Origin of the sequence: Paenibacillus sp. FSL R10-2778 (assembly GCF_038593035.1) — a bacterium.
In the GTDB taxonomy this organism is placed as follows: Bacteria; Bacillota; Bacilli; order Paenibacillales; family Paenibacillaceae; genus Paenibacillus_AQ; species Paenibacillus_AQ odorifer.
Genome location: NZ_CP151956.1, coordinates 6,547,471 through 6,561,494 on the forward strand (window position 1 = coordinate 6,547,471; position 14,024 = coordinate 6,561,494).

The 14,024-nt window shown below is 47.7% G+C and carries 10 protein-coding genes; all 10 read right to left on the minus strand.

Going from position 1 to position 14,024, the window contains the following annotated elements; translation table 11 throughout:
- Nucleotides 1–611: 611 nt before the first annotated feature.
- Nucleotides 612–1,976, minus strand: coding sequence for an FAD-dependent oxidoreductase (locus NST40_RS29355; protein ID WP_076123965.1), 1,365 nt, complete (start codon nt 1,974–1,976; stop codon nt 612–614).
- Nucleotides 1,977–2,311: 335 nt separating this feature from the next.
- Nucleotides 2,312–3,946, minus strand: a complete 1,635-nt coding sequence (locus tag NST40_RS29360) for a formate--tetrahydrofolate ligase (protein WP_339188800.1) — start codon at nt 3,944–3,946, stop codon at nt 2,312–2,314.
- A gap of 248 nt (nt 3,947–4,194) precedes the next feature.
- The gene (locus NST40_RS29365) at nt 4,195–4,671 is read right to left on the minus strand and encodes a glutathione peroxidase (protein ID WP_342410257.1); all 477 of its coding nucleotides are present in this window, start codon (nt 4,669–4,671) and stop codon (nt 4,195–4,197) included.
- A gap of 141 nt (nt 4,672–4,812) precedes the next feature.
- Entirely contained in the window at nt 4,813–5,679 is an 867-nt protein-coding gene (locus NST40_RS29370) for a M15 family metallopeptidase (protein ID WP_076123968.1), read from the minus strand.
- 200 nt (nt 5,680–5,879) lie between these two features.
- Entirely contained in the window at nt 5,880–7,679 is a 1,800-nt protein-coding gene (locus tag NST40_RS29375; protein WP_081383618.1) for a DEAD/DEAH box helicase, read from the minus strand.
- Nucleotides 7,680–8,069: 390 nt separating this feature from the next.
- Entirely contained in the window at nt 8,070–9,737 is a 1,668-nt protein-coding gene (locus tag NST40_RS29380) for an AarF/UbiB family protein (protein WP_076219506.1), read from the minus strand.
- Entirely contained in the window at nt 9,738–10,085 is a 348-nt protein-coding gene (locus NST40_RS29385; RefSeq protein WP_036681962.1) for a phasin family protein, read from the minus strand. It lies immediately after the preceding gene.
- A gap of 98 nt (nt 10,086–10,183) precedes the next feature.
- Nucleotides 10,184–10,822: a ThuA domain-containing protein gene (locus tag NST40_RS29390; protein ID WP_076123974.1), complete on the minus strand. Its 639-nt coding sequence runs from the start codon at nt 10,820–10,822 to the stop codon at nt 10,184–10,186.
- Nucleotides 10,823–11,027: 205 nt separating this feature from the next.
- Complete coding sequence (locus tag NST40_RS29395; protein ID WP_076219507.1) at nt 11,028–11,840, minus strand: uroporphyrinogen-III synthase; 813 nt, start codon at nt 11,838–11,840, stop codon at nt 11,028–11,030.
- Nucleotides 11,841–11,943: 103 nt separating this feature from the next.
- A complete protein-coding gene (locus NST40_RS29400; RefSeq protein ID WP_342410258.1) occupies nt 11,944–13,947 on the minus strand; it encodes a methyl-accepting chemotaxis protein in 2,004 nt (667 codons plus the stop codon).
- Nucleotides 13,948–14,024: the final 77 nt, after the last annotated feature.

The following is a 14,024-nucleotide window of genomic DNA, read 5'->3' on the forward strand; positions in this document are numbered from 1 at the left end:
CACCTCATTCTATGTAATAGCTGCACTGGAGCCCGAAACCACGCTCAAACGGCGATTATTTGCTTATTAGCGGCTTCTGAGTCCGAAAGCTTCTGCGGGGGGCGATGACTCAGCATGATCGGACTCAGTTGACCCTATTCGTAGCTTTCGAGCACATTTGGCTTGCTATCGGACCCCATTGTCGCTATTGGCACGAAAAACACACTAGTTGCACCTCATTCTATGTAATAGCTGCACTGGAGCCCGAAACCACGCTCAAACGGCGATTATTTGCTTATTAGCGGCTTCTGAGTCCGAAAGCTTCTGCGGGGGGCGATGACTCAGCATGATCGGACTCAGTTGACCTTATACAGAGCTCCTGAGTCCGAAAGCTTCTGCAGAAGGTGATGACTCAGCACGATCGGACACAGTTGACCCTAGTCGTAACTTTCGAGCACATTTGGCTCGCTACCATCACCGAAGCCATTGGATTGCACCTACCCATGCAGCTAATCATTCTGCACCTAACAAAAAAAAGCAGTGACCCTCCTGTTACAGGAGGATCGCTGCTTCTCAAGCTTTATAAGGTTGTCTTTTTCGTCGATAAATCACTCAGAAACAATCTTTTCTTTTTAAACCGTTACAGCCTCTTTGCTTGGTACTGTTGTCGGCAGCGCTTGAAGACCTACTGTATTCAGAAAGTTCCAAGGTTTGTTGTAATGCGGTTGGAAGAAGAAGTCGATAAAGGCTAGTTGGTCAATTGTCATTTGATTTTGAATACATACAGACACTGTGTTGATCGATTGCGTCAGATCCATCTTGGACATAATTTGAGCCCCGAGAATACGGCGTGTGGCGCGATCAAACACTACTTTTAACTGAACCTGCTCAAAGGTGGGCATAAATTCTGGACGGTAGTTATCAATAATCATGGCGGTTTCTACGTCCATTCCTTCAGCCTTAGCTCCTTCTTCAGTAAGCCCTGTTGCAGCGATATTGTCTTCATAAATCTTAATGCCCGAAGTCCCTTGTGTACCCATATAAGGAATGGTCTCTGTTACCAAGTTGCGCGCAACTAAGGTTCCCATCCGAACGGCATTGGTTGCCAGTGGGATATAGGCGTGTTTGCCTGTAGGGTTGTAGTGAATTGCACAGCTGTCGCCAGCGGCATATACATCCGGGCAGCTAGTCTGCATATAGTTATTGACTACAATGGCACCATTAGGCAGCATATCGACTTGACCTTTTAAGAGTTCAGTATTAGGACGGAAACCAATGCAGAGAATGACCAGATCTGTCTCATGCTCCCCTTTGCTTGTAATAACCTTTGTTACCTTACCGTCTTTGCCTGCAAAAGAGCTAACCTTCTCATTCAGTGCCAATTTAATCCCATGATCCTGAAAAGATTGTTCGATCGGTGCAGTAAATTCTTGATCCAGGTATTTACTCAGAATGCGATCTTCACCATCAATTAGTGTAACTTGCTTGCCATTCATTTGAAAAGCTTCCACCAGTTCTACGCCGATATATCCAGCGCCGACGACGGTGATTTTATTTGCTTGTTTAGCTTTTTCTATAATAGTGTTGGAATGATCATAGTTCTTGGAAAGTAAAATCCCCTCGAGTTCAAATCCTTCAAGCTTCGGTACAATCGGCCATGAACCTGTAGTCATAATCAGCTTATCGTAGGTATCAGCGAACTCGTGGCCTGTCTCCAGATTGCGTACACGCAATGTTTTGGACTTCGTATCCACTGCAGTTACTTCATGACGCATATTGGTCTTTACGCCAAGCTCTGCAAGCTTTTCTGGTGAAGAATAGAATAGCCCCTCTGGGTCTTTTACCACTCCACCTACATACAAGGCAATCCCACAGGATAAGAAGGAAATATTATCATTACGCTCATATACAGTAATCTCGGCATCCGGGTAAAGTTGAGCAGTATTCACAATTGCGGCGGTTCCGGCATGGGTACATCCAATGACAGCTACTTTCATTATTTCTTCCTCCTTCAAATGGACAAACGGGTTATATATTTGACTTGCATGACCGATCAATGATGGAATCTGATCAACAATGGGTTAGTTGTGATTTATTTCACTTTATAAACTGATTATATTGTGATATTTATCACATTACAAGTCTTTTTTACCTATATCCTCATATTGTTCACAATTTTAAGTTTTTTTCCGCCACTGCTGCCGAATGCGACTCCGTTAGCTTTGCCACGTGGGAGGTACATTATGATCCGCATTTGCAGGAATCCAAAGGAAGCATAAAAAAAGGCCTCCCCTCTAATACCAACAAGGAGAAGCCTTTGATTAAAACACTTTTACACCAAACCGTGAATCTCTCCGTCCTCATCCATCCATAGCCCCTCAGCGGCTGGCTTAGCTGGCAGACCTGGCATCGTAACGATATTGCCTGTAATAACTACCGCAAAACCTGCACCAAGCGAAAGGGTAATATCTCGGACACCAATCGTAAAGCCTTCCGGTGCTCCGAGGAGTCTAGGCTGGTCGGAGAAGGAATAAGGCGTCTTCGCCAAACATACTTGAAGATCATTTAGCCCAAGCCGCTCGATAACCGCCAGACTCCGCTTAGCCGCCGGGGAAAAGTTCACTTCTGCCCCGCGGTAGATCTCACGGACAATTTTGTTGATTTTGGATGAAATGTCGAGATCCTTCTCATACAGAGGAGCAAACTGGCTCGGGCCACTATTGTCCAAGAGCTTGTTCAGTTCAGAAGCCAGCTCCTGTCCACCTGCACTACCTTCCGCCCATACTTTTGAGATCGCGGCTGGCACGTTTAAATTGCGGCAGGCCTCCAATACATCATTAATCTCGCCCTCACTGTCCCCTTCAAAATGATTTATGGCAACTAAAACAGGGACTCCAAATTTACCGAGATTCTCTACATGACGTTCTAAGTTCACCAATCCCGCGCGAAGCGCCGTCCGATTCTCGGTTAGAAGCTCACCTTTAGGCACACCACCGTTATATTTTAAGGACTTAACAGTTACGACAAGAACAGCAGCAGAAGGGTTTAACCCGGCCTGTTGGCATTTGATATCCATGAATTTCTCTGCACCAAGATCCGCTCCGAAGCCTGCTTCGGTGACCACAACATCTCCCAGCTTAAGGGCATAACGAGTGCCAATAACACTGCTGCAGCCATGAGCGATATTCGCAAACGGCCCCCCGTGTACAATAACAGGCGTACCTTCCAGAGTCTGTACCAAGTTTGGCTTAACTGCTTCCTTAAGCAGCGCTGTCATCGCTTCAACGGCCCCGATTTGCTCGGCTGTTACCGGTTGTCCCTCTTGGTCATATCCAATCAGAATACGGTTTAAACGCTTCTTGAGATCAATAAGGTTATCGCATAAGCATAACACAGCCATAATCTCAGAAGCCGTTGTAATCTGAAAGCCACTTTCCCGTACCGCTCCATTTCCGTCCCCGAGCCCAGTCACAATACTGCGCAGGCTGCGGTCGTTCATATCCATGACACGTTTCCAAACGATACGCTGCGGATCCAGTCTTAGCTCATTGCCTTGGAAGATATGATTGTCAATCATTGCGGACAATAAATTATGCGCAGAAGTTACCGCATGAATGTCACCGGTAAAGTGCAAATTAATTTCATCAGCCGGAACAATCTGCGACTTCCCGCCGCCTGTTGCGCCGCCCTTCATCCCTAAGCAAGGTCCAAGCGAGGGCTCACGTAAAGCAGCCACGGTCTTCACTCCTGCTGCATTCATTGCCTGCGCCAACCCGATGGTTGTTAAGGTCTTACCCTCTCCAGCAGGGGTCGGATTCACCGCAGTGACCAGAACCAGCTTGCCATCTGGCTTGTTTTTCATATCCTCCCATAAGGAAGGTGAGAGTTTGCTTTTATATTTGCCGTATAGTTCCAGATGCTGCTCGTCGATTCCTGCTTGTGCTGCTACCTCTGTAATTAACTTCATGCTTGTATAAAACCCTCCTGCCGTTATTATCCTGCTGTACTCCGCTTTTTTATGCATGTTCGCACAGTTGCTATATTCTCTTCAAAGGATACATCGTCTTTTTAAAGCGTCAAGTATAATTTATCACAATAAAAATTCAAGACAATCTCCATTAATCCTTTAAAAAAAGAAAATCCCCGCGAGCATCGGTCGAAACCGAGTCGAGGGGATACTTGGAGGATCACTCTGCAACTGACCCCATTATGGATCTACAGTAGTGACTCAATATGTTGTTTCATCGTTTCCGGCGATTCTTTGGGCTCCACACGAGCCACTACATTGCCGCTGCGATCAATTAGAAATTTCGTAAAATTCCAGCTAATGTCGCTGCTGTCCCCAGCACCAGGCTGCTGCTCCTTCAAATAATTGAAAAGCGGGCTGGCATCCGGTCCATTAACATCAACTTTGGCGAATACCGGAAAGGTAACTCCATAATTAATCTGACAGAATTCCTCAGCCTCTTCACTCGTACCTGGCTCCTGGCCCGCAAACTGGTTGCAGGGGAATCCTAATACTACAAGTCCTTGATCGCTATACTGTTCGTATAGTTTCTGAAGATCTCCATACTGTGGCGTAAGTCCGCACTTACTAGCCGTATTAGCAATCAGCAGCACCTTACCTTCATACTCCGCAAACGACACTTCTTTACCCGAAGGTGTAACGCCGGCAAAATTGTAGATCGACATCTTTATTCCCCTTCTTTCCTTTTACTTAGACTACACTACGTATCTTACCCGAACTGTAAGGGAATGCAACTTCTGAACTCTTTTTATAGCCATAGAAAAAGCAGCCCTACAAATTTCATAGGACTGCTCTCTGCGTCTGTGTTATTTCGATACCGGAATTGCGTCATAATATTCTTCCAACGTAATATCCTTCTCATTGATATAGGCAGCAATGTCCTTACCTACATAACGGATATGCCAAGGCTCGTACTTATATCCGGTAATGTCTTGCTTACCTTCAGGATATCTGATGATAAAACCATATTCCCCTACATGCTTGGCCAACCACTCGGCTTCCTTCGTCCCACCAAAACAGCTCTCAGCGGCACACTTGCCGTCACTTCCCGAGACATCAATAGCCAGCCCGGTCTGATGCTCGCTATAGCCAGGGACTGCACTGTAGGTACGGGCTTTTTCTTCCCCATCTCTCTCCACATAACGGTTATACAAAGTCGTCTGGGTTGCCTGTGAGCGGTAGGCAGAAACGCCTGCTAAATAAATTCCGTCTTCCTCTGCACCTGCGAACATCTTCTCCAAGGCTTTAGCGGCTTCGCTGCGCATCATACGCTTTTCGATTTTCTCTTTGAAGGTAAACCGGACATCAGGATAGACAAGATCCGTTGGTTTATAATTATCAGGCAAACCATACTGCTTATTTACCATCACTGTAATACTATCAGGCTCTGCAGATATAGGATCTGGAACACTACCTGCATTATCACCGCCTGATTCAGGCGGACTAGAGGGTTCTGATGGATCTGGTGTATCCGATGGATCAGCTACTGCCGGGTCTGTAATCCCCCCTCCATCACTTTCCCCCGTATCCCCAGGCTCACCTTGAAGATTATCCCCCACATTTATATTTGAACCGTTACTCTCCGAAGCAGAAGGAGACGTGTACTTTCCTATTCCCCAACCGACAGCAATAACGACAATTAACAAGATTATAATTTTAAATTTTTTTGACATCTGTAAGTTCTTCCTCCTCGAAGCCGAACATTCTATTTATCTATTAGACAGGCTTTCCTTCATAAATGTTTCACTAAGAACCTATTTTTAATATAAAAATCAATATGTTCCACGCTATAAAATAAAGGTTACCATAGGTCATTAGCTTCAGCGCTAACTACCCTATGGTAACAAGTTTTATCTATAAAACTCTACTAACTTTATCTGGAAGTGCCGCGACCGCCGCTTTTAAAGCCACCGGATCCATTGCTACGGCCACCGCGTGAAGATCCGCCGCCGCTGTTGCGGCCGCCTTTGCCAGCAGCGCCACCCTTGGCACCAGCGTATCCGCCTTTGCTGCCTTTACCACCTTTGCCGCCTCTAGACGGGCCTGCACCGTAGCCGCTGCCTAAGCCGCCACGTGGAGTGCCTCCAGTGTAGGCACCGCCGTCCGCACCTCTAGCTACGTTCTCACTGTAGCCAGTGCTTGGTCCGCCCTTCCGGTTCGCACCGCGCGAACCAGCGCTAGGCGTTGCCGCGTTACCGCTGGCAGACGCTTCGCCTCGGGAGGCGAAGGCGCCATAGCCGCCGCCTACTCGCACTACGCCGGCAGCCTTGCCGCCGCCCTTAGGAGCAGCAGCGTCATAGCCGCTGCCGCCACGCTTGCCCGCCGCCGCATCGGAACGACCGCGGCGACCTTCTGCAGGCGCGCCCCAGCCGCCTGCTTCTTTACCGCGGCCACGGCCACCTTGCCGCGCTCCGCCTTCGCCGCGCGGAGCTCCGCCGCGGCCAGAGCCGCCGGTCTTCGGCCCGCGGCCCGTGCGCGCTGCCTCAGCGCCGCCGCTTTGGCGACCGCCGTGGCGTCCGCCGCCTTGCACAGGGATGAATTCGCCAACGCCGAATTCATCCTTCTCGTAACGACGGCGATCCAGCCGCTGCGAGATGCCATGCTCGATCAAATCCAGACCCTCTTGATCACGTGGAGATACGAAAGTTATTGCAAGCCCTTTGCCTCCAGCACGGCCAGTTCGGCCGATCCGGTGAATATAGCTATCCACATCAAGCGGCATATCATAGTTAAAGATGTGAGTAATACCTTCAACATCCAGACCCCGAGCTGCTACGTCTGTCGCTACAAGCAGCTGCAGCTTCGCATCACGGAATCTTTTCATCACGCCTTCACGTTTACCTTGGGACAAATCACCGTGCAGCTCGTCACATTCATAACCGGCTGCTTGCAGCGCTTCGTTCAAATTGGATACCCGTCGTTTCGTCCGGCAGAAAATAATAGCCAAGTAAGGACGATCCCGTTCAATGAGGGATTTGAGCGCTTCTTCTTTATTACGGTCCGAGCATTCCACTACTTGCTGTTTGATATTATCCAGCGGAATCGGAGAACCACTCTTAATGATGATATCCAGTGGCTCTTTCATGTAATTAGCAGCGAGACGTTTAATCGGATCAGGCATTGTCGCGGAGAACAACATAGTCTGACGACGATAAGGGACAGCCGTAATGATGGTCTCAACATCCTCCAAGAAGCCCATATGCAGCATTTGATCGGCTTCGTCCAGAACGAGCATTTTTACGCCGCTAAGATCCAGCGTCTCCCGGCGCATATGATCCAAAAGTCTGCCCGGTGTACCGATGATAAGATGTCTGCCGCCTTCCAGCTTGCGCAGTTGCTTCTCTACATCCTGGCCTCCGTAAACTGCCAATATTTTGATATCCGTGTGACGCGCCAGCTTGCGTGCCTCTTCTGTAATTTGCAAAGCCAGCTCACGTGTTGGAGCCATAATTAGCGCCTGAGGGTAAGCCCGCTCTGTATGGATCTTGTCCATAATTGGCAGCAAAAAGGCCAAGGTCTTCCCTGTACCTGTCTTCGCTCTAGCTATTACGTCCAAGCCCTGCACCAATGGCGGAATGGCTTCCTGTTGCACTGGCGTAGGCTTAACAATGCCTTGACTTTGAAGCAATGTACACAGTAATTCTGAAACTCCTAAATCTTTAAATCCCGGCAAATTCTCCACCTCACTATTTTCTCGGTTTAATTTGATTACATCTCTTTCTTAACTTCCGTCTTCAAAAGCCCTGTATGAGGCAGCCTGCATAGGCTGTCCTGTTCTGGGGCATATGCTTCAGATTCAGCTATATTCAAACAAAAGCGGAAGAACACCGTCACCGGCATCCTTCCGTCCCATGTATCCCTTGACCCGTTAAAAGAGTGCGGTCAAAGTTCGGTTTCTGGGCAGCAGCGATCCACCGGACGTTAAGACGGCACTCCATTTGCGTTCCATTCCACTTTATACAATAGAAGTAAAGTTAAGCTTAGAAAGTTATCTTTTATATTGTACTTGATAGAAAGGCATTTGTGTGAAACTGCTGAAGAATAATTATTCAAATCCCTTAAGCTAGAACCTTCCCGATTTAAAAATCGCATAGATCAGCCACAAGAACATCAGAAGTGCCACTACGCTGCCAACCTCCACTGTAGGGAAATTCCATAACACTGAAGGCTGTCCACGCATCGCAGTACCAATAATGAGTCCTGTCATGATGATGCTAAACGCGAGCATCACAATACTGAATGCTAAACGGTTACCTACCCGGTCCAGCTTACGCTCCAGATTCTGCATCTCAGGTGCCACAATCTCCACCTTTATCTTTCCCTTACTGATCAGCGCGGATAACTGCTTAGCCTGCCCAGGAAGCTCCAGCAGACTCTCTGTTAAGTCGGCTACGCCTCCCAGGAACTTACGCTGCAATCGACTGCCGCTAAAGCGCTGCTTCACAAGTTCCCGCCCAAAGGGTTCCGCCATCTCCAAAATACTGATGGTTGGATCTAAGTTGCTGATGACTCCCTCCAGCGTGAGCATTGTCTTCCCTAACATCGTCAAATCCGGCGGCAGCACTAGACGGTGTTTTCGCGCTATGCCGAACAGATCATTCAGGGCTTTGCCTATACTCATTTTGCTAAATGGAACATCATAATATTCATCCCGCAGCCGATCCATATCATCATGCAGCGCACTTCGATCAGCATCCTCAGGAATGACTCCAAGACGCAAAATTGCCCGGACCATCGCATCCGTATTTTTGCGCATCAGAGCGATAATAAGTGCAGACAGCTGCTCCTTCATCTCCTCATTCAGCCGACCCATCATGCCAAAATCAATCAAAGCCAGCTTTCCATCACCCATCCGTATAACATTGCCCGGATGAGGATCAGCATGGAAAAAACCATGAATGAAGATTTGTCTAAGCATCATCTCCACAAGTTGCTGAGCAATGGCTTTAAGCTTAACGCCTTTACTCAGCAACTCATCGCGACGACTCAGCGTTGTCCCTACCACATATTCCATCGTCAGCACTCGTGTTGACGTATAGTCCCAATAGATATCCGGGATGTACACTCCCTCATAATCCATCTGCTGATCGATTTTCTCTGCATTACGCCCCTCTTGGCTGTAATCTAGCTCGCCAAGCAGCGATTTCGAGAACTCCTCTACCATACGGCACAGCTGATATTGCCTCGCCCAAGCGAGCCGCTTTTCAGCAAGCGTGCTTAAATCTTTGAGGATTTCCAAATCCCTGCTCATCGTTCGCAGAATACCAGGACGTTGAACTTTAACAGCTACGACTTGTCCACTGTGGAGCACAGCCCTATGCACCTGACCGATGGATGCCGCAGCAAGTGGCGTATCCTCAAAAGAATTAAAGATTTCATCCATATGCTGGTCCAGTTCCTGCTCAATGATCGCGCGCACGCGGTCGACAGGAAAAGGAGGCACATTATCCTGTAGTTTTACCAATTCCTGAATAATAGAATCAGGCAGCAGATCTGAACGGGTACTGGCGAGTTGTCCCAGCTTAATAAAGGTTGGACCCAAATCCTCCAGCACCAGCCGAATCCGCTCCCCGAGCGTAAGGCTTGCGTGTGCTTCCTGCGTTACAAGACGACGTGGAAGGGATAGTAAGTGATAGAGCCCCAGCTCTTCCACCATATAGCCAAAACCATGGCGCATAAGCGCCATGGCAATTGCCCGGTAACGTCCGGCATGTCTAATGCGTACAGCCATTTAGTCCGAACGCGTTTCCGCCGATGTTCCCTCTAGATGGGAAATTCCCTCTAGCTCGGCCAACCGGCGCTCCAATACTGCAATTCGCCCTTCCAGCTCGGCAATATCGTTTTGTACAGGCACATTCATTTCCTTCAGCACGCGTTGTACTTGCTCTTGTACAGCAGATTTGAACATGCCTCGTTCTTCCTCACCACGTTCAATTAGCCGATCGACGAGAGCCCTAGATTCCGAAGGAGCAAGCTCCCCGCGTTTCACTAGTTCTTCAACAACCTTCTCTACTTTTTCCTTACTGACAATGGTGAGGCCCACTCCTAAAGAGATCGCTTTTTTAAACAAATCACTCATGGCACTTTCCTCCCAAAGATTCCGTTTCATTACATAACGGAGTTTATGATTAAAGTATACCCCACTGTGTACGTATTTCAAAAAAAACACAACATTGCTTAGTTAGTGACCGGAATACGGGCAGCCCAAGTAGCCGCCTGTAGAATTAGTTTACGTAGTGCCGGATGACGGAAGGAGGGTTCATGATGACCAGGCATAAGGAATACTACTCGTCCTAAACCATAGCTATGGCACCATGCAGCTGGAATCCATTGCCCCTCAGATTCATATTGAAGTAGAATAGTCCGTTCTGTGAACGGGTCAAATTCAAAATGATAGGGCTCCTCATCCAATTGGAAATCTTCCACACCTTCGGTGATGTCATGCTCTAGCACTTTGAAGTTCAGGGGTTCGTAAGCTGTGTGTCCGTTAAATCGACCCCCGATTAGCTGTGCAAGCTCGTTACGTTTCGTCAGCGAAGCTCCCGTATGAAGAACAATGAGTCCGCCTCCTCCACTTACATAGCTAAGCAAACCAGCCGTTTGTTGAGGGGAGACTGTTTCGTTCCACAATTCATTGTAAGCAATACATAGGTCATAACTTGCTAAATGCTCAATGCGCATTAATTTTTTATTTTCTGAACATTGCACGGTTAATAAATCATTTAAGATCTCACTAATTTGTTGGTCCACTCCTTGAAGTGGATGAAACCGGGGATGGGTGTAATCACCAAGTAATAGACATTTTCTCTTGTCCATGGGATCCTCCTCCTTATTCGTTGTTATTATTCGTCACATGTTGCCTATATTCTAAGGAAAACTGCCGCGAATGTCCATGCAGATGGCAGGTATATTGCTCTTTGGGCTTATTTTTCCGGGTAAAAAAGCATCCCCGGCCATGATAACAGGCGGGAATGCTTCTGTGCGAAAACGTCATTCGTGTAAAGCTGACGCAACTTGTGACTTAGCGATTCGCCGCCACATATTTGCCTAGCTCTACAATCATGCTTCCCATCCGTTCATGCTCAGGCATAATGATACGCTGTACGCCCTCTTCTTTAAGCGCCTCAGAGGTAATCCGTCCTACAGAAACAGCAAGCACTTTATCCTCGAAAGACTTCAGCATTTCTTCCAGCTTTCCCTGTTCCCGGGCAAATTGACAGAGGAAACGAAACTGTGGTGCACTTGTAAAAGCCACGGCATCAATTTTGCCTGATATGATTTCTAGAAGCAATCTTTCCAGTTCGCCCGGCTCAGGTGGGGTATGGCGATACGGCAGCACTTGGCGGGTAGTAGCCCCAACCTCCTGCAGCCATGCAAGCATATGAGGAGCTGGATCGCCGTGCAGCTGAAGAACGACTTCTTTCCCCTGCAAATTCAGGGATTGAAGCCCACGAATCAATCCGATTGTACTTCCGTCGTCGTCACGAACCTCCGGCGTAAGTCCTCTTTTTTTCAAAGCATTCACTGTCTTATAACCCCGTGCGGCAATAATAGAACCAGAAAGTACTTCTAAGAAACGTTCTTCGATCCCCATTCGCTCAGCCATATCGAAGAGAGCATCAAGTCCCATCCCTGTAGTCAGGATCGCCAAGTAGGGAGGCTGATTGATCCATGCATTCAAACCTTCCTGCAAGGCCTCGTCATCAAGAAATACAGTCCCTTGAGCAGGCCGGCCTACTGCCGTCCCCCCCATATTCTGAACCAGCTTGGCCATTTCTTCCGATTTGCGCGGACCCGCCAAGGCGACAGTGATCCCTTTTAATTGCTCTGCCATTTCCTATTATCTCTCCTCTCTCCATTGCCTAACCTAACATTATTGTTTATCAGTATACTTGCAAAGGAGTTCAAAAGGGAAGATAAAAAGCACGGTTCTCCTATCAGAAATCATTCTTATTACCAGAAGCGTTTATCTTAAAGCGGCTCGCCAGCTTCTGCAGTTCTTCTGCAAGACGGCTAAGGTCGGTAGACGAGGATGCCATCTCCTCTACAGAAGCAAGCTGCTCTTGTGCGGCAGTTGCGATAGTTTCCGTATTCACAGCCGCCTCTTCCGATATGCCGCGAATTTCCCCAATAGCCTTCTCCATATCATTAGATTCCACCAATAAAGTCTGCACAACCCCACCCATGGCTTCAATCTTCTCCGCGGCACTCTTTACTGCTCTTCGGATACGGGAGAAAGAACGTCCGGAAGTATCCACAGCCTCAATACCTTCGGATACGCGCTGTCTGGTGTCTTCCATCGTATGAGTTACCAGCAGCATTTCACTATTAATAGCGGTAATCTGTTCGGCAATCAAATGTGCGGATCTCTCTGATTCCTCTGCCAGCTTACGCACCTCGGCAGCAACCACCGCAAATCCACGCCCTTGTTCCCCGGCTCTGGCTGCCTCAATGGAAGCATTGAGGGCCAGCAGGTTGGTCTGGCGGGCAATCCCGGTGATGACACCAACAATGCCCTCAATTTGACTGGTTCTTTCATTCAGCTTGTCAATTACACTGCCCAGCTCTCCGACCGTTTCATGGATACCATTGATTTTGTCCACCACGCTGATAACCGAATCATTGCCTTCTGATGCTGAGAGTGAAGTCTTGTCCATCATTGTGGATACTTGCTCCATATATGTGGAAATCTGCTCGACCTCGCTAGCTGTAGCGGCAGTGCTCTCCATTCCTTTTCGTACACTAACCACCTGTCGCTCCGTCCCTGCCGCTACGTCCTGAATCGCTATGGTCACCTGCTCAATCGTTTGGGCAGTCTGATCCGCACTAGCCGTCAGTTCTTCCGCTGAGGAGGAGACATTGCTTGTCATCTCCTGCACGCCAATGATCATCTCGCGCAAGCTGATAACCATTAATTGAAAATTCTCTGCCAGCAGCCCTATTTCATCTTTACGGAAAACACCCATGTCTTCCGACAGATCACCTTTGGCTATCACCGCAGTTGCTTTCCGCAGCCGGAAAAGCGGTCTCAAAATCGATTGAATATTAAAATAGATCACAACCAGCGCAACCAGAACGGAAACTACAATAACAAGCAGAGCTGTATCGCGGATTCCACTAGTTGCTGAGTTAACCTCGTCAATGCTGATCGTACCTCCGATTCTCCAACCCGTCAGTTCATTGACCATAAAGGTCATCTTTTTGGACGTATCCTTGAAGACATAATCGAAGACCCCTTGTTCTTTATCGAACATTTTCTTAACAAAATCATCAGACGATTCCTGCCCGATAGCTTCTGTAGGATGAACTAGAAACTTCTTGCTGTTATCAACGATGAGGATATAACCTTCCTTGCCTACCTTAATTGAGGTCAGCTCTGCTAATGTAGACAGGTTAAGATTCATTGTGATCACCCCATCACCGCCCTTAAGAACCGTCGATATCGCAATCGCGGTTTCCTTATTTACGGTTTGAAAAGCCGGAGAAATCACTGCCCCTTTTCCTTGCTTCAGAGAATTAATATAGGCGCTTTCCTGCCTTGGATCATAACCCTCTGGCAGCTTAGCATCTAAAGCATGAATAGCCTTGCCACTGCTTGTACCCACATAAATGTCCAGTACATCGGGATGCAGCGCTACATATTCCTTCAATCTGGCTTTTACAGCAGAGGAAGTTCCCCCAGATCCCTCACTGTTGATCCCCTCAGATGAAAACTCCGCGGCAAAATAAGAAATCGCATCTATTTTGGATTGAATATTAGAGTTAATGATTTCATTTACGGCCAACACACTTTCGGTAGCATTGTTCACCAGTTGATCTTCCACTTCCTGGCTGGCAGCTTGATAGGTTCGCCAGCCTATTATAATACTGGGCAGCAGCAGTATTATTAGGTATGTAAGAATTAACTTGGTACGGATAGTCATACCCGCATTTTTTTTCATAGACGTCATCATCTCTCTCTCATCTGAGTCTTAGGCAAGGATACATTTACCAGACTTAATATATAATTTAAAATCTG

Bases quoted from the DNA above. Each gene is read 5' to 3' on its own strand.
- NST40_RS29355 (WP_076123965.1), bottom strand. From the start codon at position 1,976: ATGAAAGTAGCTGTCATTGGATGTACCCATGCCGGAACCGCCGCAATT.
- NST40_RS29360 (WP_339188800.1), bottom strand. From the start codon at position 3,946: ATGAAGTTAATTACAGAGGTAGCAGCACAAGCAGGAATCGACGAGCAG.
- NST40_RS29365 (WP_342410257.1), bottom strand. From the start codon at position 4,671: ATGTCGATCTACAATTTTGCCGGCGTTACACCTTCGGGTAAAGAAGTG.
- NST40_RS29370 (WP_076123968.1), bottom strand. From the start codon at position 5,679: ATGTCAAAAAAATTTAAAATTATAATCTTGTTAATTGTCGTTATTGCT.
- NST40_RS29380 (WP_076219506.1), bottom strand. From the start codon at position 9,737: ATGGCTGTACGCATTAGACATGCCGGACGTTACCGGGCAATTGCCATG.
- NST40_RS29385 (WP_036681962.1), bottom strand. From the start codon at position 10,085: ATGAGTGATTTGTTTAAAAAAGCGATCTCTTTAGGAGTGGGCCTCACC.
- NST40_RS29390 (WP_076123974.1), bottom strand. From the start codon at position 10,822: ATGGACAAGAGAAAATGTCTATTACTTGGTGATTACACCCATCCCCGG.
- NST40_RS29395 (WP_076219507.1), bottom strand. From the start codon at position 11,840: ATGGCAGAGCAATTAAAAGGGATCACTGTCGCCTTGGCGGGTCCGCGC.
- NST40_RS29400 (WP_342410258.1), bottom strand. From the start codon at position 13,947: ATGAAAAAAAATGCGGGTATGACTATCCGTACCAAGTTAATTCTTACA.